The organism is Paenarthrobacter sp. NPDC056912 (assembly GCF_042786555.1).
GTDB lineage: Bacteria > Actinomycetota > Actinomycetes > Actinomycetales > Micrococcaceae > Arthrobacter.
In genome coordinates, this window is record NZ_JBHUCD010000015.1 from 1 (window position 1) to 20,505 (window position 20,505).

Annotated in this window: 20 protein-coding genes and 1 pseudogene; 10 read left to right on the top strand and 11 right to left on the bottom strand. The window is 62.9% G+C overall.

Going from position 1 to position 20,505, the window contains the following annotated elements:
• Positions 1 to 239: pseudogene (locus ACFRJ9_RS16175) on the top strand (IS110 family transposase); the annotation flags it as partial.
• A 295-nt stretch (positions 240 to 534) separates the two neighbouring features.
• Here ACFRJ9_RS16175 and ACFRJ9_RS16180 read toward each other — a convergent pair.
• The 8 genes from ACFRJ9_RS16180 to ACFRJ9_RS16215 form a co-directional block, all read right to left on the bottom strand.
• Positions 535 to 1,755 carry a pyridoxal phosphate-dependent aminotransferase gene (locus ACFRJ9_RS16180; protein WP_377669925.1) on the bottom strand — a complete coding sequence of 407 codons (1,221 nt, stop codon included), beginning with the start codon at positions 1,753 to 1,755 and terminating at the stop codon, positions 535 to 537.
• A gap of 120 nt (positions 1,756 to 1,875) precedes the next feature.
• On the bottom strand, positions 1,876 to 2,835 hold the full coding sequence (locus tag ACFRJ9_RS16185; protein ID WP_377669927.1) for an ABC transporter substrate-binding protein: 960 nt from the start codon (positions 2,833 to 2,835) through the stop codon (positions 1,876 to 1,878).
• On the bottom strand, positions 2,832 to 3,575 hold the full coding sequence (locus tag ACFRJ9_RS16190; protein WP_377669930.1) for an ABC transporter permease: 744 nt from the start codon (positions 3,573 to 3,575) through the stop codon (positions 2,832 to 2,834). Before ACFRJ9_RS16190 ends, ACFRJ9_RS16185 begins: the two co-directional genes overlap by 4 nt.
• Entirely contained in the window at positions 3,572 to 4,279 is a 708-nt protein-coding gene (locus ACFRJ9_RS16195; RefSeq protein ID WP_377669933.1) for an ABC transporter permease, read from the bottom strand. Before ACFRJ9_RS16195 ends, ACFRJ9_RS16190 begins: the two co-directional genes overlap by 4 nt.
• A complete protein-coding gene (locus tag ACFRJ9_RS16200) occupies positions 4,279 to 5,373 on the bottom strand; it encodes an ABC transporter ATP-binding protein (protein WP_377669935.1) in 1,095 nt (364 codons plus the stop codon). Before ACFRJ9_RS16200 ends, ACFRJ9_RS16195 begins: the two co-directional genes overlap by 1 nt.
• A gap of 155 nt (positions 5,374 to 5,528) precedes the next feature.
• Complete coding sequence (rsgA, locus tag ACFRJ9_RS16205; RefSeq protein ID WP_377669937.1) at positions 5,529 to 6,695, bottom strand: ribosome small subunit-dependent GTPase A; 1,167 nt, start codon at positions 6,693 to 6,695, stop codon at positions 5,529 to 5,531.
• A gap of 215 nt (positions 6,696 to 6,910) precedes the next feature.
• Positions 6,911 to 7,372 (bottom strand): NUDIX hydrolase, encoded by a 462-nt coding sequence (locus ACFRJ9_RS16210; RefSeq protein ID WP_377669940.1) that lies wholly within the window; start codon positions 7,370 to 7,372, stop codon positions 6,911 to 6,913.
• Positions 7,373 to 7,402: 30 nt separating this feature from the next.
• Positions 7,403 to 9,199 carry a beta-galactosidase family protein gene (locus tag ACFRJ9_RS16215; protein WP_377669941.1) on the bottom strand — a complete coding sequence of 599 codons (1,797 nt, stop codon included), beginning with the start codon at positions 9,197 to 9,199 and terminating at the stop codon, positions 7,403 to 7,405.
• A gap of 50 nt (positions 9,200 to 9,249) precedes the next feature.
• Between ACFRJ9_RS16215 and ACFRJ9_RS16220 the strand changes: the two genes are divergently transcribed.
• Positions 9,250 to 10,281, top strand: a complete 1,032-nt coding sequence (locus ACFRJ9_RS16220; RefSeq protein WP_377669943.1) for a pirin family protein — start codon at positions 9,250 to 9,252, stop codon at positions 10,279 to 10,281.
• 44 nt (positions 10,282 to 10,325) lie between these two features.
• Here ACFRJ9_RS16220 and ACFRJ9_RS16225 read toward each other — a convergent pair whose 3' ends face one another.
• On the bottom strand, positions 10,326 to 11,261 hold the full coding sequence (locus tag ACFRJ9_RS16225; protein ID WP_377669945.1) for an N-acetylglucosamine kinase: 936 nt from the start codon (positions 11,259 to 11,261) through the stop codon (positions 10,326 to 10,328).
• A 41-nt stretch (positions 11,262 to 11,302) separates the two neighbouring features.
• Between ACFRJ9_RS16225 and ACFRJ9_RS16230 the strand changes: the two genes are divergently transcribed.
• A complete protein-coding gene (locus tag ACFRJ9_RS16230) occupies positions 11,303 to 12,343 on the top strand; it encodes a nitronate monooxygenase (protein WP_377669947.1) in 1,041 nt (346 codons plus the stop codon).
• Here the strand turns inward: ACFRJ9_RS16230 and ACFRJ9_RS16235 are convergent.
• Positions 12,318 to 13,292, bottom strand: a complete 975-nt coding sequence (locus ACFRJ9_RS16235; protein ID WP_377669949.1) for a LysR substrate-binding domain-containing protein — start codon at positions 13,290 to 13,292, stop codon at positions 12,318 to 12,320. The two genes, ACFRJ9_RS16230 and ACFRJ9_RS16235, sit on opposite strands and share 26 nt — an antisense overlap.
• Before the next feature lie 99 nt (positions 13,293 to 13,391).
• On the opposite strand from ACFRJ9_RS16235, the gene ACFRJ9_RS16240 reads away from it, so the two are divergent.
• The 3 genes from ACFRJ9_RS16240 (at position 13,392) to ACFRJ9_RS16250 (ending at position 15,932) form a co-directional block, all read left to right on the top strand.
• Positions 13,392 to 14,624, top strand: a complete 1,233-nt coding sequence (locus tag ACFRJ9_RS16240) for an MFS transporter (protein ID WP_377669951.1) — start codon at positions 13,392 to 13,394, stop codon at positions 14,622 to 14,624.
• A 31-nt stretch (positions 14,625 to 14,655) separates the two neighbouring features.
• A complete protein-coding gene (locus tag ACFRJ9_RS16245) occupies positions 14,656 to 15,306 on the top strand; it encodes a TMEM175 family protein (RefSeq protein ID WP_377669954.1) in 651 nt (216 codons plus the stop codon).
• A gap of 119 nt (positions 15,307 to 15,425) precedes the next feature.
• Positions 15,426 to 15,932, top strand: a complete 507-nt coding sequence (locus tag ACFRJ9_RS16250) for an Lrp/AsnC family transcriptional regulator (protein WP_024817495.1) — start codon at positions 15,426 to 15,428, stop codon at positions 15,930 to 15,932.
• Between the two features lie 50 nt (positions 15,933 to 15,982).
• On the opposite strand, the gene ACFRJ9_RS16255 is transcribed toward ACFRJ9_RS16250, so the two are convergent.
• Positions 15,983 to 17,218 (bottom strand): MFS transporter, encoded by a 1,236-nt coding sequence (locus ACFRJ9_RS16255; protein WP_377669956.1) that lies wholly within the window; start codon positions 17,216 to 17,218, stop codon positions 15,983 to 15,985.
• 172 nt (positions 17,219 to 17,390) lie between these two features.
• Between ACFRJ9_RS16255 and ACFRJ9_RS16260 the strand changes: the two genes are divergently transcribed.
• Genes ACFRJ9_RS16260 through zapE form a run of 4 tightly spaced genes read left to right on the top strand, consistent with a single transcriptional unit; the run spans position 17,391 to position 20,504 of the window.
• A complete protein-coding gene (locus tag ACFRJ9_RS16260) occupies positions 17,391 to 17,906 on the top strand; it encodes an Lrp/AsnC family transcriptional regulator (RefSeq protein WP_377670149.1) in 516 nt (171 codons plus the stop codon).
• Between the two features lie 19 nt (positions 17,907 to 17,925).
• Positions 17,926 to 18,351, top strand: a complete 426-nt coding sequence (locus ACFRJ9_RS16265; protein WP_377669959.1) for a DUF1761 domain-containing protein — start codon at positions 17,926 to 17,928, stop codon at positions 18,349 to 18,351.
• A 9-nt stretch (positions 18,352 to 18,360) separates the two neighbouring features.
• The gene (gene corA, locus ACFRJ9_RS16270) at positions 18,361 to 19,356 is read left to right on the top strand and encodes a magnesium/cobalt transporter CorA (protein ID WP_377669961.1); all 996 of its coding nucleotides are present in this window, start codon (positions 18,361 to 18,363) and stop codon (positions 19,354 to 19,356) included.
• Positions 19,353 to 20,504 carry a cell division protein ZapE gene (gene zapE / locus ACFRJ9_RS16275; protein WP_377669963.1) on the top strand — a complete coding sequence of 384 codons (1,152 nt, stop codon included), beginning with the start codon at positions 19,353 to 19,355 and terminating at the stop codon, positions 20,502 to 20,504. Before corA ends, zapE begins: the two co-directional genes overlap by 4 nt.
• Position 20,505: the final 1 nt, after the last annotated feature.

Below are 20,505 nucleotides of genomic sequence, written 5' to 3' on the forward strand. Positions count from 1 at the left end.
ACCAGCGCCCCTACTCCCGGCCCGGGCAGCGGCTGCTGCGGCAACTGGAGCTGGTCGCCCCGGCCACCCGCATCCGGGCCCTGGAAGGCAACCACCGGCTCCACCACAAATGGGAAGTCTTCGACGCCCGCAAGAAACGGTCCGTCACGGCCAACACCGCGATCCCCCGGGAACTCGCCGGCTGGTGCTGGTCCCTGGCCGCACCCCTGCAACAAGGAGAACGCATGAACGCGGCCTGAAGAACGTGCCGTCCGGGTGCCTGGCGGGCGTGACGTGGCAGCACACGGGGCCAATTCGAGACGCAACTATGAGCAAACGGCCCACACCGTTGACGCTCGATGCTAGACAGCGATACGCCCCAGCCGAACAATCGTCATGCGGTAACCAACCCGCGAATATCAGTCTGACACTGCAGTCGAACACAAGACTCGCCAGCACGCCCACCCGCACCCGGACAGCACCCAACCCAAAGCGGCCCCCGACACGAAAGCCGGGAGCCGCTCACAACTGCCTCTTGACAACAACTTCTACATATCAGTTGCCCGGGTACCTCGACAGGAAGTCCGCCATGCGGCCAATGGCTTCCTCGATGTCCTTGACGTTGGGCAAGGTCACCATTCGGAAGTGATCCGGACGCACCCAGTTGAACGCCCTGCCATGGGACACCAGGATTTTCTGTTCCTTCAGCAGGTCAAGGACGAATTTCTCGTCGTCCCGGATGTGGAAAACCTCCGGATCCAGCTTGGGGAAAAGATACAGCGCGCCCCTGGCTTGCTGGGTGCTGACGCCTGGAATCGCATTCAGGAGATCGTAGGCCTTGTTCCGCTGCTCCAGGAGCCTGCCTCCGGGAAGGATGAGGTCGTTGATGCTCTGGTGCCCGCCCAAGGCCGTTTGAATGGCGTGCTGTGCGGGGACATTGGCGCACAGGCGCATGTTGGCCAGCAGGTTGATGCCTTCGAGATAGTCGGCCGCATCCTTCTTCGGCCCTGAGATGGCCATCCAGCCGGCACGGTAGCCGCACACACGGTAGGCCTTGGAAAGCCCGCTGAAGGTCAGGCACAGGACATCGTCACCGGTCAGCGCGGCGAGGTTCACGTGGACGGCGTCCTCGTAGAGGATCTTTTCGTAGATTTCATCCGCGAACAGCACCAGTCCGTGCTTTTCTGCCAGGGCCACGATCTTCTTGAGGGTTTCCTCCGGGTACACGGCACCGGTGGGGTTGTTGGGGTTGATGACAACGATGCCTTTGGTGCGGGGGGTGATCTTGGCTTCCAAGTCCTCAAGATCAGGCTGCCAACCGGAGTCCTCGTCACAGAGGTAATGGACAGGCCGTCCACCGGCCAAGGCCACCGAGGCGGTCCACAAAGGGTAGTCCGGGGTTGGAATCAGGACCTCATCGCCGTCCTCGAGGAGCGCCATAAGGGACATGGTGATGAGCTCGCTGACGCCGTTGCCGAGGTAGATGTCGTCAACGTAAATGTTCTGGATGCCGCGGGTCTGGTAATACTGCGAGACTGCGGTCCGGGCAGAGAAAATACCGCGGGAATCGCTGTAGCCCTGGGCGTTGGGCAGATGGCGGATCATATCCACCAAAATGGCGTCCGGCGCTTCAAAACCGAAAGGAGCCGGGTTTCCGATGTTCAGTTTGAGGATCCTGTGACCCTCCGCCTCCATCTGCTGGGCGGCCTGAAGAATCGGTCCACGGATGTCGTAAAGGACATTATGAAGCTTGGTGGACTGCTTGAATTTCGCCATTCATCAAATATGCCACATGGGTGATGGACTTCTGCTGAGACTTGACTCACACATACGACGACGGCGGTGACAGACCCGCGCGGGTCCGTCACCGCCGTCGTACGCGGTTTTGTTCAGGCGTTACTTGACGATGCCCTTGTCCTTGAGCCAAGCAGCAGCTGCGTCCTTGGCGCTCTGCTTCTGGTCTCCACTGACGGCACGGTTCAAGTTGATCAGGTCTTCGGTGGTCAGGATCTTGGACACGTTGTTGAGTGCTTCCTTGGCCTTGTCCGTCATCTTGGCCTTGCTGTAGAGCGGCAGGACCTGCTGGGCCTTGAAGTTGTTCTTCGGGTCTTCAAGGACCACGAGGTCGTTGTCCGCGATGGAAGGCGTGGTGGTGTAAATGTCAGCCACCTGCACCTTGTCCTCCAGGAGGGCCTGCAGGGTCAGGTTGCCACCACCGTCGCTGAACGGCTGAAGCCCCTTGAGCTCGCAGTTGTAGTTGGCCTTCAACCCCGGGAAACCGTAAGCCCTGGTCTCAAAGGTGGCCGGAGCGGCCATGGTGAAGTCCTTGCAGACCTTGGCCAGGTCCTCGATGGACTTGAGCTGGTACTTTTCGGCCGTTGCCTTGGTGACAACCATGGCGTCCTTGGACTCAGCCTTGGCCGGCTCCAGAACTGCCAGGCCCTCCGGAAGCTTGCCGGGAAGAGCCTTGTAGACATCCTCGGCCGAAACCTGGGTGGCGTCTTTGTCAACGTAGGAAAGAAGGTTGCCCGAGTAGTCCGGAACGAGGTCGATCGATCCGTCCTGTACAGCCTTGAAGTAGATTTCGCGGGAGCCGATGTTCGGCTTGGACGTGGCTGTTAATCCTGCCGCATTGAGCGCGCCGACGTAGATCTCGGCAATCACCTGGCTCTCCGGGAAGTCGGCCGAGCCGACCACCAGGGAGCCTCCGGCGCCGGCGGAGCCGCTGGCTGCCGACGTTGAAGGCGTGGCCAACGGACTGCCGCCGCACGCGCTCAAGGCGAGAGCCACGCCCAGTCCGGCTGCAAGACCGCCGAGACCACGGCGCGTAAGGGTCATGGGGACGGGGTTTTTCATGGTGTACCTCCTTGAACGGCAGCCCCGGCGGGAGCTGTGGCTGTGAGATCGTCGGCCGCCTTGTGGCGGCCGCTTGAGTCGAGGGTGAGGCCGGGCGAGAGAACCATCCTCTGCACGCCGGCAAGGACCAGGTCCACGGCGATTGCCAACGCAGCAATGAGCAGGGAACCGCCCAACATCCTGGGGAAATCTTGCAGGACAAGGCCGTCGAACAGATAGCGGCCCAGACCGCCCAGCGGCAGGTAGGCGACCACGGAGACTGTCGCGATGACCTGGAGCACCGCGGTCCGGATGCCCCCGAACATGACCTGGAGGCCGTTGGGCAGTTCAACCCGGAACAGGATCTGCAGCTCGGTCATGCCCACAGCACGGGCACCATCCACCACCGTGTCAGCGACGCTGGAAATACCCGCGTAGGTACCGGCAAGCAACGGTGGCACGGTCAGGATCACCAATGCCCAAACAGGTGGCATCAAGCCGCTTCCGGCCAACAATGCGAACAGCACCAACAGTCCGAGCGTTGGCAGGGCCCGGAGGGCGCCGGCAACGGCCACAGCCACCACCCTGCCTCGGCCCGTATGCCCGATGTAGAGGCCGATAGGTACCGCGATGATTGCGGAGATGACAAGGACCAGTGCACTGTACTGCAAGTGCTCAAGCAAGCGGGTGGGAATTCCGTTGCTGCCCGTCCAGTGAGCCGGATCTGTCAACCAGGCGATGGTGTCGGCAAAGATGTTCATGCGGACACTCCCGGATCCGTGCGGGGTTCAATCAACTGAACCGCACCGTTCTTGCGGCCATTGGCGCCGCCGGCTGCTCGCGTCCAAGGGGTCAGGAGCCTCTCCAGAACCACCAGGACCGCGTCCATGACCAGGGCCAGGACCAGGATGGCGATGATTCCCACCACCACTTCGGTGATGAAGGTCCGTTGAAGACCGTCGGTGAAGAGGACTCCGAGGTTACCGACTCCAAGGAGTGCCGCGACGCTGACCAGGGAAATGTTGCTGACCGAAACCACGCGGAGACCGGCAAACAGAACGGGCAAAGACAAAGGAAGGTCCACTTGGAAGAATCGCGCCAGGGGCTTGAAGCCCATGGCCACGGCTGCGTTGCGGAGATCGTCGTCCACTGAGTCGAAAGCGTCCATGGCAGCCCGGACCAGCAATGCGACCGCGTAGATGGTCAGTGCAACCACAACGTTCACCGGGTCCAGAATCCTCGTACCGAGAATAGTGGGAAGAATGATGAACAGTGCCAAGGACGGGATGGTGTACAGCAGCGACGTAGCTGTGGCAACCACCGACCTCAGCGTGCCGTTGCTCCTGGCCAATTGGGCCAAGGGTATGGAAATCAGCAGGCCGAGGACCATCGGGATGACCGCAAGTACCAGATGCTGTCCGGCCAGTCCCATGACCATGCCGCTATTGGCAAGGAACCACTCCATCAGGTGGCGTCCTCCCTGTGGTGCCTGACTTCCTCGATGAGGGCAAGGACTTCCGGCGCCTTCAAGACTCCGGCCACCCTGCCGTCGTCGTCCACGGCCACGCCGAGACCCGAGGGCGAGGACAATGCCGCATCCAGTGCCCGGCGCAAGGTATCGCCTTTACGGAAGAGCGAACCGCCGGGGATCAAACCGGCGCCGTCCCGGGGTGAAGACCAGCCAAGAGGCCTCGAATCCGCATCGACCACCAAGGCCCACTCCCCCGTCTCACGGCCCACGTGATGGCCGTCGGACGGGCTGACCAAAGTGACAGGATGCAATCGCACTGAGTCCGCCACGTTGAATGCAAGGTGCCGGAAGCCTCGGTCACGTCCTACGAATGAGGCAACAAAATCATTGGCAGGCGCCCTGAGGATCTCCTCCGGGGCGGCGTACTGCGCCAGTTTCCCCCCGACGGCGAAGACCGCCACTTTGTCTCCAAGCACCGTGGCTTCGTCGATGTCGTGCGTGACGAAAACGATGGTCTTGGCCAGTTCCCGCTGCAAACGCAGCAGTTCCTGTTGCAGTTCGTCGCGCACCACCGGATCCACCGCACTGAAGGGTTCGTCCATCAGCAACACGGGCGGATCGGCAGCCAACGCCCGCGCTACGCCGACACGCTGCTGCTGGCCTCCCGAGAGCTGCGACGGATACCGCTTGCCAAGCACCGAAGCCAACCCAACGACGTCGAGCAGTTCCGCAGCGCGCTTGCGGGCCACCGCTTTCGGGACGCCGTTGAGCCGCGGGACGGTGGCGATGTTGTCCAGCACCGAACGGTGGGGCAGCAAGCCCGATGACTGCATGACATAGCCCATGGACCGTCGAAGCTGCGCCGCTGGAACCTGCGAAACGTCCTCGCCCGCCACGGTGATGGTTCCGCTGGTTGGTTCCACCATCCGGTTGATCATGCGAAGGGACGTCGTTTTGCCACAGCCCGAAGGACCCACGAACACGGTGATCGCACCCTTGTCGATGGACATGCTGAGGGCGTCTACAGCAGGCTGCCCACCTTGGTACTGCTTGGTTACGCTCTGGAACTCAATCATGGCTTCAGCCATACCCGGGCTTACCTATCTGTGGTGGACGAAATCGGTAGAGCCACACGATCATACGCAGGCTTATTACTTGGCTGCAAAGCAAATCTTCACCCAGCGTAGCCAGCACCACCGCCGATGTCAGCGCCGCCACGTATTCCGTAATGAATCGGCAATGTTCAGCGTTTGCGTCGTTTGCCGCCCCTGGCTGCCCGTTCCTCGGCTTGATCGTGCCTGTGTCGCTCCGCGGCGCGCTGTCCCCTGTCGGCCGACATGACTTTTTGGTGCCATTCCCGCTGGTAGGCGCGGCGGGCTGCGGCGTCGTGCTTCCTGTTGAGCGCCGCCAGTTCCTTTTGCAGTTTCAGGTAGCTGGCCCACCGGCGTGGATCGAGGGTTTCTTCTGCGAGCGCCTCCTGCACGGCGCAGCCGGGCTCTGCCTGGTGCGAGCAGTCGGCAAAGCGGCACTTGGCGAACAGTTCGTCAAGATCTCCGAACATCTCGTCCATGCCTTCCTCGGCGTCGAAGAGACCGAAGCCGCGGACCCCGGGAGTGTCCATCAGCACGGCGCCGCCAGCCAAGGGAACCAGTTCGCGGGAGGTGGTGGTGTGCTTGCCCTTGCCGTCACCGGCGCGGACAGCACCGGTCTGTTGCGCCTCATGTCCGGCGAGCGCATTGATGAGTGTTGACTTTCCTGCCCCTGATGGACCCAACAAGACCAGAGTGGAACCCTGCGGAATGTGTTGCATGAGTTCGTCGAGACCGTCGCCTTGTTCGGCCGACGTCGTGACGACTTCTACGCCCGCGGCCTGCAGGATGACCTCTCCAACGACGTCATCGGCCACGTCCGCGAGGTCCGCTTTGGTAATGACGACGAGTGGTGTGGCGCCGGAATCCCATGCCGCCACGAGGGTCCGTTCCAAGCGGTTATGGGTGAGTGGACGGTCTACAGGAACCACCACCGCCACAATGTCGATGTTGCTGCCCAGTATCTGTTCCTCGGATGAGGCCTCGAAGGCGCGTTTGCGGCTGAGTGCCGATTGCCGGGGCAGGACCTCGACGACGGCAGGCTCGCCTGCGCTGTTGCGGCCGAGCCACACCCAATCACCGGTGGCCGGCACCAGTCCGTGGGCAGGGTAGGGCAGGTGCAGTAGTCCGTCGGCCGAGGCTACGAGCACTCGGTTCCTGTCGAGTCGGACGACGCGCCCGGGACTGTTCCGGCCAGTTTCCGATGTTTCGGTGACGGGGTTTGCGAGAAATAGCTCCGCTGTTTTCGCAGTGAAGCCGTACTCAACAGGTCCTGTGAGTTCGGTAGTTGAGGGGTTGCTTGAGAAAGCAAAAGTGTTCAATGGTAAGCCTCTGCTGAGGCCCGGCCGCCTAGTCTTGGCAGGCGGATGCCGGGACAGGAATGGTGGTGGGATGACGGTGCGCTGCAACTGAGTGCGGGGCGCGCAAAATTGTGGCAATCATCAAATCCACCTCCTCGGCATCCTGGCCGGCATTGAGTGAGCCGGCAACGTTCTTTAGCGTAGCCAAGCCGGGCCCGCTTTGGCTAGCGCTTGGGTCAGGGATTTTTGCTGAGCTTGCCGTCGACTGGCCGCTCCCGGTACAGGCGAAGCGACGTATCCACCAAGGACACACGGTTGAGCTGCGGCACTTCTCCCAGGGGGATCCACGCGGCGTGGCTGGTGCTGCCATCCACCTCGTGGGTCAGCTCGCCACCCACAACCGTTGCTTCGTACACCAAGCGAAGCGCTTGGAAATCCTTCACCGAGCCATCAAGCCGCGTTTCACCCGGCCAATGCCCAACGTCGATACCGAGCATGCGATCGATCCGGGCTTGGTAGCCGGTCTCTTCGAAAACCTCCCGTCGGCACCCGTCCACCGGGTGTTCTGCCAGGTCCAGCCCACCGCCCGGAAGCGTCCAGCCCTCCTTGCCGTCCTGTTTCCAGTAGGCCAGCAGGATCTGCCGTTCCTGGATGATGACGGCGTACGCGGCTGGGCGGGTATCGAACTGCAGACTCATGGTGCCAGCATAAATCCTTGGGTTGGTTCCCTACGGAAGTTCGGCCGCGGCGATCGGACCCGCTTCTTCTGGTCCCAGGTCCGCGCGTTCGCGAAGCTCGACGACGGTCCCTGCCTTCCCGAGTTCCAGCACCTTGATGCTGTTTCGACCGGCTTTCAGCAGCGGCGCCGGAGCGTACAACGTGACCTGCGGGCCCTTCTCCCAATACCGTCCCAGCAGGAACCCGTTGAGCCAGACAAAGCCCTTGCCGGAGTCGGGCAAGGCGATGTAGGTATCGGCCGGTTGGCTGACGTCAAAGTCCACTCCCGCCAGTGCTTCCAAGTCATCATGCTGCCATTCGGTCAGCGCGACGGGAGTGTGCGTCCAGTGGAAGGTGTAGCGCTGGTTGATGAGGACGCCGCCCAGGATTCCCTTGCCTTGGCCTGTCAATGGTCCGTAGTTAATGCGTCCCAGGTTCTCCACCAGGATCTCGAGTTTGGCGGTAACACCGGTACCGCTGACTATCAGTCCTTCTGCGCCGGTGACGTCGTCCAGGACACCGGCAAACTGCCCGTCGACCCACACGTGGGCGCGATCGTTCAGGCCGGTGATTTTGAGCCTGCTCTCGGTGGGTACGTCCGGGCGTCCTGGCAGGATGGCCTCAGACGCGTAGAGCACCATGCCGGCGTCGAGCCCCAACTGCTCGAAAGTGAGTGGCTTGACGTTGGTGACGGGCTTCCCGGCAGACCGGGCCAACCCGAGCAGATCAGGGGCTGCCGACAACGCCATGGACCGGGCCGGAAGCACCGGAGCGTCAGTCAGCAGCTCAACGGGAAGCTCCGGCAGTTGATCGACGCCCTGCGCGCGGTAGAACTCGTGGCGGAAAGCGTGGAACTTGGGTGTCAACGCACCGTTCTCGGCGATGGGCGCGTCAGAGTCATAGCTCGTGACCGTCGGCTGGAGCCTGGTGCCATCGTGGTTGCTGCCGGAGCCGAGGCCGAAGTTTGTCCCGCCGTGGGCCATGTAGATGCAGATGGATCCACCGAGATCGAGCATTTTTCGAGCCTCGGCCGCTGCATCATCGGCGTCCCGGCGGTGGTGGTGTTCGCCCCAGTGATCGAACCAGCCTCCCCAGAACTCCACGTTGAAGAACGGCTCATCGGGCCGGCGTCGTTTCCAAGTGGCCACGGCTTCGTCGCCGCGGCTTCCCAGTGTGGCCGTCGCCCAAGTACCTTCGACAGAGCCGCCATCGAGGAAGTAGTCGTTGCCGCCGTCGGCCGTGAAGAGAAGCTCGGTGATTCCCCGTTCTTCCAGGACGCGACGATTCCAGCGGATGTACTCGTGGTCATCGCCGTAGCTGCCGTATTCATTCTCGATTTGCACCGCCACGACAGGGCCGCCCGCGGAAGCCTGCCGTGAAGCGACGATCGGAAGGAGGTGGTCGAACCATTCCTCGATCGCCGCGGTGAACGCGGGGTCCATGCACCTGAGGCCGATACCGGGAATGCCGGTCAGCCAGGCGGGGAAGCCACCGTTATCCCATTCGGCGCAGATATATGGGCCCGGGCGGACGATGACGTCCAGGCCTTCCTCGGCGGCGAGGTCGATAAACCGGCCAAGGTCCCGCCATTCGCTGAAGTCCGGAGCCTCATGGCGCTTAGGCTGGTGGAAGTTCCAGGCGACGTAGGTGTCAACTGTGTTGGCGCCCATGGCTTTGAGCCGACGCAGCCTGTCCTGCCAGAGGTCCGGATGAATACGGAAGTAGTGGATGGCTCCAGCGAGGATGCGATACGGTTCACCCGAACGGTAAAGGACGGCGTCGTGGTAGCTCAAGAGGGCGTTGTTCACACGGAACAGATTAGCTCATTTTCCAACATTTATGCACAGGTGATGAACACATGACCAATCTCGACACCTCTCCGGAGCAGGAGGTCTGCCCGGCAGCGCCTGCAGGTCAAGGTCCCTGCGTCCAGCTATGGCCGGAACGTGAGGTTCCGTTGGGTGGAGTCCGTGCCATGAACGTCTTCCGCACGCTGCCTCAGCGTGGGCTGCCGACCGTGGGCGCCTGGTGCTTCCTGGACAGTTTCGGGCCTGACAGGGTGGCCATGAGCGTCCTCCCCCACCCGCACTGCGGCCTTCAAACGGTCACCTGGCCCCTTGAAGGTGCCGTGCGCCACCGCGACAGCGTAGGCAGCGACGCCGTAGTCCGGCCGGGCGAGCTGAACATCATGACCGCAGGCCACGGAATTTCGCACTCGGAGTTCTCCGTCCTCCCCGCCACCACGGAAGCGGGATCCAAGCCGCTGGTGGAAGAAATCCCCGTCTCCCGTGGACTCCAGCTGTGGGTCGCCCTCCCGGATGATCACCGGCACCGCGCGCCATCGTTCGAGCAGCACCGGAATCTGCCGGTGGCGTCGGGCGAAGGCTTCACAGCAACGGTGATGGTGGGCGAGTTCGCCGGACAACGCTCCCCCGCCACCATGTTCAGTCCGATCGTTGGAGCGGACATCACTGGCACCGGGACACTTCAGCTGCCACTGCGGCCTGATTTTGAACACGCTGTGCTGGTGCTCGACGGACACGTGGTCATTGACGGCCAGGATGTTGAGGCCGGCCCCCTGGCCTACCTCGGCGCTGGCCGGCCCACGCTGACGGTTGAAGCCAGCCGGGACACGCGCTTCATGCTCCTGGGTGGCGAGCCGTTCGGTGAAGACCTCCTTATGTGGTGGAACTTCGTAGGGCGAACGCACGAGGAAGTGGAGCAGGCCCGCGAGGAATGGGAGGCCGAGGGACTGCTCGACGACGACGCTGCCGCCGCCTCACGCTTCGGCTTCGTCCAGGGCCACGGCCCTGACGCGGGCCCGGAAGCCGGACGCATCCCGGCACCACCGCTGCCAGGGGTGAAGCTTCGTCCGCGAACCCGCGGCTAGTACTGCCCGGCTAGGCGCGCTGCCCGGCTAGCCGCGCTGCCCGGCTATCCGCGTTGCTCGGCGACGAGCCGCGGAACACCGAACACGGGATCCTGGTGAAGAATGCGCACGTCCACGATGCCGCCCTCAGCCAAACGGGATGTGAATGCTGCCTGCAGCCGGGGAACGTTCATTCCCAGTCCGCTCCCGAGAATCACCGGACCGTCCAAACCCAGCTGACGAACGGCTTGTTCGGCCAGATCCGCCAGATCCCGGCCTGCCTGGTTGACCAGCGCAACGCTGGTTTCGTCGCCGGCGTCGGCGGCTTCCACCACGATTCGCGCCTGCTGCGCCCAATAGCGTCGGCCGGTGTCCGGCGAGTGGAACAAGGCGATCAGCTTGCCGGGCTCATCCACGCCGCAGGAATCAAGCAGTGCCCGGCTGAGCCGGTCGGGCTGAAGGCCCTTGTTCATGAGCCTCAGGCTGTGTCGAACTGCTTCGCGCCCCAGCCAGTAGCCGCTGCCTTCATCTCCCAGCAGGTACCCCCAGCCGCCCGCCCGGGCTTCCTCGCCGGCGTCGTTCCTTCCCCACGCTGCTGAGCCGGTACCGGCGATGACTGCAACGCCGGTACTCGCACCGCCCGCGGCGAGCAGGAGGCGCGAATCGTGAACCACGGTGATCCGGGCACCGGGCGCGTGGGGTGCGATCAGGTCGGCGAGCGCCTGGGCGTCCTGATCGGTATCTATCCCGCCCGCACCCGCGTAGACCTCGTCAATGGTGCCGCCACCGATGGTGCCGAAGAGTTCGGCGAGGTTGGCTGCGGCTTGCTCCCTGCTGACGTTTTGGACGTTGGAACTGCCAGCATTCGCGTCGCGGACCGGCATCCCGTCCTCGAACCTCACACCCCGGGTTTTTGTGCCACCGATATCGAGCCCGATCACGGTGCCGCTCAAGGCTGCGGAGTCGGGGTGGGAATGCTTGGCAGAGTCAGGATTGTTCACCGTGACAGACTAGCTTGGAGCGTCCGGAGGAGAAACCGCACATGTCTGATTCCCTGTTTGGTACCCCGTTCATTGCAGCACCCATGGCCGGTGGAACATCCACTCCCGCCTTGGTTCAGGCCGTGCAGGCCGGCGGCGGACTTGGTTTCCTCGCGGCTGGCTACAAGAGCCCCGACGCCATGTCCGCGGAAATCGGCGCGGCAAGGAACCTCGGCATCCGGTTCGGAATGAACCTCTTCGTGCCGGACGTGGGCCAATTGTCGCCGAGCCCGGAAACCCTTGCACGGCTTGAGGCCTACCGGACGGAGCTGGAACCTGACGCCTCCCGCTACGGAGTGGCGTTACCTCAGCTCCGCACCGATGACGACGACGCCTGGCAGGGCAAAATCGATGCCCTGCTGGCAGACCCCGTGGAGTTTGTCAGTTTCGCCTTCGGCCTCCCGGGCAAGCAGGTAGTGAAGGCACTCCAGAAGGCCGGCACCCTGGTTGTTTCCAGCGTCACCAGCGTTCAGGAAGCGCTGGCCGCCGCGGAGGAAGGACCTGACGCCATCGCCGTCCAGCACGGTTCAGCCGGTGGACACACGGCCGCTTTCCTGTCAGGCACTCCTGGTGGTGGCGTTCAAGCAGCCGGCACGACGGCGGGACTGGTCGCCCAGGTGCGTGCCGCCGTCGGGCTTCCCCTGATCGCGGCGGGCGCGATCATGGACAGTGCGGCGCTTCGCCAAGTCCTGGCCGCCGGGGCGTCGGCCGCCCAGATCGGCACTGCGCTGGTCCGGACGGAAGAAAGCGGCGCGCGGCAACCACATAAGGATGCCTTGGGTGATCCGGCCTTCACGCAGACGGCGATGACCCGCGCGTTCACCGGCCGCATGGCACGTTCACTCGTCAACGATTTCGTCCGTGACCACGAAGGCGCACCGGAGGGCTACCCGGCCATTCATCACCTCACTGCACCGGTCCGGGCGGCAGCGTCGGCGGCCGGAGATCCACAGCGCCTGAACCTCTGGGCAGGGACAGGGTGGCGTTCATCCAGGGAGGGATCTGCCACGGGTATCGTCAGGGATTTCCTGAGCGGGCTCTGACGAGTTCTGCAAGCAAGTCTTCGCCCTGAGTGACCACAAGTTCGCGGAAGAGCCTTACAGCGTCAGGCTCAAAGGTCCGCTCCCGCCAGGCGATGCCGATCTGCCGGAACGCCAGATCGGACTCGATGGCCACTTCCACGAGCCCAAGTTCAGCCTCGGGGAGGAACTGGCCGGTACCGGAACCAGGCCCGCCGGGAGGAAGGATGCTGAATCCCAGACCGGCCGATACAAGACCACGCACAGTGGTGGACTCCTGGACTTCAAAGGCTGTCCTCGGCCGAAAACCTGCCTCCCGCAACAGCGCCTCCCCCAAGGCGCGCAGGCCGACCCCCGCCGGCAGCGTCACGTAGGGGTCGTGGCGCAGTTCGGAAAGGTGCACGCTGGACCGCCCCGCCAGCGGGTGCAGGTAGTGCAGAACGGCCCTCAGCGGCTCCCGGTAAAGAGGCAGGGAACGGATTCCGCGTCCTTCGGGAGCCACCGGCGCGGTCAGGGCAAAGTCCGTTTCACCTGCGGCCAGCTCTTGCAGGCAATCGTCGCGAGGTCCCTGCCTGAGTTCAAAGACAGTGTGGGGATGGTGTCCACGGAAGGCGCTGATCAGCAACGGCAAGGTGGCTTCGCCGAAGGTGTGCTGAAAGGAGACGCCGATGCGTCCGCGCACCACGTCCGACTCATGACGCACTCTGTCCAGACCCGCTTGGAAGTCTTCCAACGCTGCTTCGATGTAGGGCAGTAACGTCCGGGCCGCGGCTGTCAGCCGGATACCGCGCCCCTCGCGGACCAGCAGGTCCATGCCCACGATTGCACTGGCACGCGCCACCGCCCGGCTGACTGTTGACTGGGGGACGCCGAGAATCTCGGCGGTCTCCGTCATATGCTCGGTGCGCCCCAGCTCGGCCAGGACAGGCAGCAGGGGAAGAAGTTGGATGAGCTGTTGATGATCGGGTTCCATTCCTGACTCCTCAGCTGTGGCTCATTCATGCTCTGTTGCATGAATTATATGCAACCAATGCATTGGAAAGCGGAGTGGGCAGGCATCTAACGTTGCACGGTGAGTAAAGCGCCGATCGCCATCAACGAAGACACGACGTGGGACGGGCATGCCAAAGGGTCCCGCGGCTACCGTCGGCTCCTCGCCGCCTTGGCCCTCGCCGGGGTGGCGACTTTCGCCCAGCTTTACTCAACCCAGGCCGTCTTGCCGCTCATGGCCAAGGACCTCAACATTTCCGCAGCAGAGGCAGCGCTCAGTATCTCCCTCGCCACCGTTGGGCTCGCTGTCACAGTGCTGCCCTGGTCCTTTGTAGCTGACAGGATTGGCCGCGTCCGGGCCATGACCATAGGCATCGCTGCGGCAACCGTGCTGGGGTTGGTGGTTCCCCTGGCCCCGACCGTTCCCATGCTGTTGGGGTTGCGCACGTTGGAAGGCATGGCCCTCGGTGGAATCCCGGCAATTGCCATCGCCTACCTCAACGAGGAAGTCACCAAAGTCCACACGGCGCTGGCGGCAGGCAGCTATGTTGCCGGAACAACACTAGGCGGCCTCGCGGGGCGCTTGGTGGCCGGGCCGGTCGGCGAGCTCTGGGGCTGGCGCGCGGCGGCGCTGGCAGTGTCCCTGCTCGCCACTGTCTCCGCAGTCCTGTTCCTGGTACTGATTCCCAAACAACGGAGATTCAGCCCCGCGCCGTCCCTGGGATTCCGTGGCGCCTTGCGTACCTTGGGCGGACACTCGAGCAACCCCAAGCTGCTGTCCCTGTACTTGCAGGCTTTCCTGCTCATGGGCGGATTCGTGGCCGTCTACAATTACCTTGGCTTCCGCCTGCACGCCGAACCGTTCGGCCTGCCTGCCACACTTGTGAGCCTCATCTTCCTGGCGTACCTCTCTGGAACAGTGAGCTCACGGTGGGCTGCGGGACTGACCACGCGCTTTGGGCGACGGAACGTCTTGCTTGCCGGAATCCTGGTCATGTCGGCTGGCTTGGCATTGACCTTGGCCGAGAACCTCGCGGCTACCCTTGCCGGGCTGGTGGTGTTCACCGGAGGCTTCTTTGCTGCTCACAGCGTAGGTTCTGGCTGGACCGGGGCCATCGCCACCACTGGCCGCGCGCAGGCCGCCTCGCTCTACAACCTGTCCTACTATCTGGGTTCCAGCGTCATCGGCTGGGCCGGAGGATTGGCCTTCCAGGCGTTCGGGTGGTCAGCTTTGGCGTGGAGCGTCATCGCCCTGTCATGCACGACGGCGGCAGTGACCTTGATAGTGCACCGCACACCGCGCCACTCCGGCTGATTCAGCCAAGGCAGCACCTACAATCGGAGGCATGGCACAGGTCACAAAAACCCGGGAGCTATCGTCACCGGAGCGTTTGCAAGCGTTTGCCGATGCTGTGGTGGCAATTGCGCTGACGCTCTTGATCCTTCCACTGATGGAGAGTGTGGGTGACCTGGCCGACCACGACGGCACCACCGCGCAGTGGCTGGCCGAAGAACGATTCTCGTTGCTGGGGTTTGTGCTCAGCTTCGTCCTCATCGCGGTGTTCTGGATGCACCATCACCGGCTTTTCCGCAAGGTCCGGAAAATCGACACGGGGCTGTTGTGGCTTACCGTCGCGTGGATGTTCACCATCGTGTGGATGCCCGTGGCCACCGCCCTGTCGACGCAGATGAGCCCCGATTGGACCCAAGCGCTCGTCTACATAGGAACCCTGTTCGCCACCAGCCTGATGCTGGTGCTGGCCCGGATCTACATTCGAGCCCACCCTGATCTCCACACCATGGACGAGGCTGAAGCCAGGTCCGGGATCCAGGCTGGAACGATCGTTTCCGCCCTTTTCCTTGCAGCGCTGCTTGTATCGCTCGCCATTCCCAACGCGGGAAACTTGTCTTTGCTGCTTATGCTGCTCAGTGAACCACTCCAACGGCTGGCGGAGCGTAGGAACCGCAAAGTCCCCGCCGAAGGACAAGCTTCGTGAAGAATTAGCCACTGAAACCACCCGGCGCCGGGCAATAATTCGGGAATGCCCTGCGTGAATGAATGGAATGTCCGTTATTGACCGATTAGGATGAATGAAAGGCAATTTCAGGAGGATCCGTGAGCAACCCCACGAAGAATGTTCGGTCAACCACGGGCAGCGCAGAGCCGCTGGACGCGATCGATGAGCGAATCCTCGCAGCGTTGGTGGACGACGCCCGCATCTCCAACAAGCAATTGGCCGAACTCGTGGGGATCGCCCCCTCCACTGCCCTGATGCGGACCAGGGCACTCTCGGAACGCGGAATCATCGAGGGCTTCGAAGCAGTCTTGAGCCTTCCGGCAATCGGCCGTTCGGTGCAGGCCCTCATTGCGGTTCGACTTCGCGCCCACGACCGGGACCAGATCGACCGCTTCACCGCACGGGTCCCCAAGCTTCCGGCGGTCATCTCCACCTTCCACACCACTGGCTCCGTGGACTACCTCCTGCACATTGCCGTGGCCAACACTGACGACCTCCGCAACTGGCTCCTGGACAACCTCGCCACCGATCCCGTGGTGGGGCACACGGAAACCACCATGGTCTTCCAACACATCCCGGGCAACCGCGGACCGTTGCCCGAATAGGCCCCTGCGCCACTCAGGGCAGCGGCCCCACCCTGGGCAGCGGGCGGAGATCAGGAGCGGGCCGCGCTCCTGATCGAAACAGCTGCCAGCACTAGCGCAGCGGCACCACACAGGGCCGTGAACCCCACGACGGCGGACTGCAGGCCAAAGCTGGAGACTGCGATTCCCAGCCCCATGACGGGAACGGCGCTCCCCAAATAGGTGATGACATAGACCGTGCTGATCACCTGGGCATGGCGGGCGGTCTCGACCTTTCCCGCAACCTCGTTGAAGACCTGCCGGAAGGCAATTCCCTGCCCCACCCCGGCGGTGATGCTTGCCAGCACCAGCAGCCAGGGGCTGGACCATGCTGCAGCGGCTCCCACAAGAACCACCGAAACCGCCAGGACGGTCAAAGCTGCGGGGACCACAAAGCGACCCCGCACGCCAAGCAACTGACTCAGGGCCGAGGCACCCAGCGTGACTCCGGCCAGCACCCCTATCAGGGGCCTCGAGTCCACGTGCACCACGCTTGCGAAGTAACCCGGCGCCAGGGACAAACAGAACCCGAAGACGGCAAAACTCAGGAAACCAGTGGATGCGGCCATCCAAAATGCTCCCCGCGCCTGCTGGGAGATGGACGGCTTCCGCGGAGCCAGGACTTTGAGGGGCCTGTCCCCCGCAGCCGGCGCAATGGCCGGCCTGGCTTTGAGCAACCACAGTGGAATGAGCGCCAGCAGCAGCACCGCCGAGTGGACGTAGTACGGCGTTCGGGTGGGGTCCGGAAAGAGGGACAAGATGCCGCCAATGGCCGGACCCGCAGCGACGCCACCAGCCGAGGAGAGCAGCGTAAAACGGGAGGCCCAATCCGGCCGCTGCGGCAGCAGTTCCCGCAGGGCGGCGGAACTGGCACCCGTTGCCAGCCCGACGGCCACACCCTGAAGGGCCCGGCCGATCGACAAAGCCAGGAGGGAATCCGCATTGGCGAAAATGATGCCACCAACCAGTCCCACCACCACCGCAAGTACCAGCGCGGCACGTCGCCCAATGTGGTCCGACCAGTGTCCGGCCACCATGAGAACGGCTACGAGGGCCAGGACGTAGCTGGAGAATGCCACAGTCACGTCCAACGAGGACATTCCAAGCCTGGCTTGGAGCAACGGGTACAACGGTGTGGCGAGGTTGGCGCCAACCAGCAGCGTAAAGATCACGACGCCTGCCAGGACAAGCCTGGCGGTCGTGGAGGCATCCCATCCCCAGCGTTCGGCGGTGGCCGGACGCATGCGGAGTTCGCTTAAGACAGTCATTTCCATGCCTTCGGACTCGGTGGCCGCTCTGCTGGTTCCTCGTGGGTGCAGCAAGACGACTAAGTTTTGATGGCAACAGAATGCATCATGGCTGCGCTCAAAGAATCAAATGAATGGCAAGATTGATCAAAATACTCAAAGTAGTAGATGCCAAGTGAGCTGGAGTGACCATTTGAACACCCTCGACCCCCTGGACCTCAAGATCGTGCTTGAACTCATCAAAGATCCACGCATCCAGATCGCCGAACTCAGCGATGCCCTGGGCATTGCCCGCAACACTGCCCAAAGCCGCGTCAAGCGGCTTCTCCGCTCGGGCGTCCTCCAATCGGCGGGCCGGGAAGTGGACCTCGAAAAGGTGGGGTACGACGTCGTCGCCTTCGTGACGATTGAAGTCACCCACCGGGAACTCGACGGCGTGATTGGCGCCCTGCGCCTCATCCCCCAGGTGCTCGAAGTCCACGAAATTTCCGGCCGCGGAGACCTCTGGTGCAGGGTGGTGGCTACCGACACGCACAACCTGCAGTCGGCTTTAAGGTCTGTGCTCCGCACTAAAGGCGTTATCCGCACCGAAACAGTCCTGGCCCTTCACACGCATATCCCTTATCGGACGGAACCGCTCATCGGAAGGATGGCAGCGGCATCAACACGCGCCCGGCCGGAGGGCCGGAGCGCCAGCCCAGAGGCCTGAACCGACTAGGATTTTGACCATGGATTGGCTCTCACACATTTCCCAGATCAACTGGCTCGCCGTACTCCTGGCCTTCATTTCAAGCATGGTGATCGGCTTTGTCTGGTACATGCCCGCCGTCCTGGGACGCAGGTGGATGGCTGCCATCGGGAAAACCGAGGACGACCTCAAGAACATCGAAGGCGGCGCAGGTATCTGGGTTCCCATGATGCTGGCATCCGCCCTGACCAGTATTCTGCTGGCTGTCCTGATCAGCGCCCTGGAACTCAACACGGTCCTGGCCGGCGGCCTGTTCGGCTTGATCCTGGCCGTGGTATTCCGGGCAGGGGGCCACGTGATCCACAACGGCTTCGCCGGGCGCCCCTCTGCTGTGACCGTCATCGACTCCGGCCACGACATCGTCGCCATGACCGTCGCTGGCCTCATCATCGGAGCAATGCAGTAGCGTGCACTCGTGACCATCATCGATAACGCCGTATATGTCGACGGCGTACGCACCGCGACTCCGCAAAGCCTCGAACAAACGTTTGAGACCCTGGCCAAGCACGGCGGCATGGCATGGATCGGGCTGTACCGGCCCACGCAAGAAGAAATGGCCGGTGTGGCCGCAGAATTCGGCCTCCACGCCCTCGCCGTCGAAGATGCCGTCTCGGCACATCAGCGGCCCAAGTTGGAACGCTACGACAACAACCTCTTCACCGTCCTCCGGCCCGCGAGGTACCTGGATGAGACTGAGACCGTTGAGTTCGGGGAATTGCACATCTTCACCGGCCCGAATTTCGTGGTGACCATCCGGCACGCTGAAACGCCGGGCGTGGCGCAGGTTCGCCACCGCCTCGAAGAGCGTCCCGATCTGCTGTGCCACGGGCCTGAAGCCGTTTTGTACGCATTGCTGGACCAGGTTGTTGATGACTACGCTCCGGTGGTTGCCGGCCTCGAAAACGACATCGATGAGATCGAAGACCAGCTCTTCAGTGGAGACTCCACCGTTTCACGCCGCATCTATGAGCTCGCCCGCGAGGTCATCCAATTCCAGCGCGCCATCCACCCCTTGCCGGAAATGATCAGCCTGCTGGAACGCGGCTTCGAAAAGTACGGTGTGGACATTGAACTCCAGCGCTCATTGCGCGATGTTGAGGACCACATCCAGCACCTCATCTCAAGAGCCAACTCGTTTAGGGACCTCCTGCAGAATGCGCTGACCCTTGACGGCACCCTGACTGCCAACCGGCAAAACGAAGCAAGTGCGGCCCAGAACGAGCAGGTCAAGAAGATTTCCTCGTGGGCTGCCATTTTCTTTGCGCCGTCTTTCGTAGCAGGTGTCTACGGCATGAACTTTGACCATATGCCAGAACTGCACTGGGCCTACGGCTATCCGATGGCCGTGGGCTTCATGTTCGGAGCGGCGCTCCTGATGTACATCATCTTCAAGCGCAAAGGCTGGCTGTGACGCCTGCCCTTAGGCCCGGCTCCCGCGGAACCCGAGACATTGTCCGCGCCCTTACGGAGGGAATGGCGCACGACGCCGGACGCTCCGGTTTTGAGCTTGAGCCCAGCCAGCGGCGGGCAGCTGAGCGGTTGGCGGCCTTTGGCGCCCAAGTCGCCGTCCGTCGTCGTGCGCTTTCACGGAGGACGCCGCGAAGCATCTACCTCCACGGACCGGTAGGCCGGGGCAAGACGTGGCTGATGGACAGCTTCTACGGGAGGCTGGAGGGCAGGAAACGCCGTGTCCACTTCCACGACTTCTTCCGCACATTGCACGCTGGTACCCACGGTTCCGTTGCCGGAGACGGAACAGCGATCCAACAGTCGGTGGATACCCTGTTGTTGGACATCGACGTTCTGTTCTTTGATGAGTTCCACGTCCACGACGTCGGGGATGGCATGTTCATTGCGCGTTTGCTGCGGACAGCGGCGCAGCGGGGCATTCCCTTGGTGGTGACCTCCAACTACGCTCCGGACGATCTTCTCCCCAATCCCCTGTGGCACGACCATTTCGTCCCCACCATCAAGGCCATCAAAGAGATGATGGACGTGGTGGAAATCGATGGCCCTTCGGATTTTCGCCGGTTCCCCTCTGACGGAACAACACCCGTGGATTCCCCCGAAGCCTTCCGTTCAGGACGGATCATTTCGCCCGGTACAGCCTCGCAGCTGGGACGCTTTGGGTTGTTCAGACCGTCACTGTCACAGAGCCATGTTGTGACTCCCACAACGCAACCGATCCTGGTCAAGAGCGCCGCCCCGGAACTGCTGTGGGTGGGGTTTTCGGAATTGTGCGACGGATTGACGTCGACGTCGGACTTCCTCGCCCTGGCTGACAGCTACACCACGTGGGTCATCGACGACGTTCCGTCGCCGGGAGCTGAAAACACGGCATCGGCGCCTGCCTGGCAACGATTCAGCAACGTGGTGGATGTCCTCCACGACCAGGACATCCGGCTGTTCCTGGTCGGGGACGGACCCCTTGACTGGGACATCCAGGTTCCGGGCAATGTCCTTCCAGTGGACCTGGCGCGCATCGCCAGCCGCTTGTCCTTGCTGGCCCGCGCCACAGTGGACGACAATCCGGCAAGCGAAGAGGCCGCCGGAAGCTGAC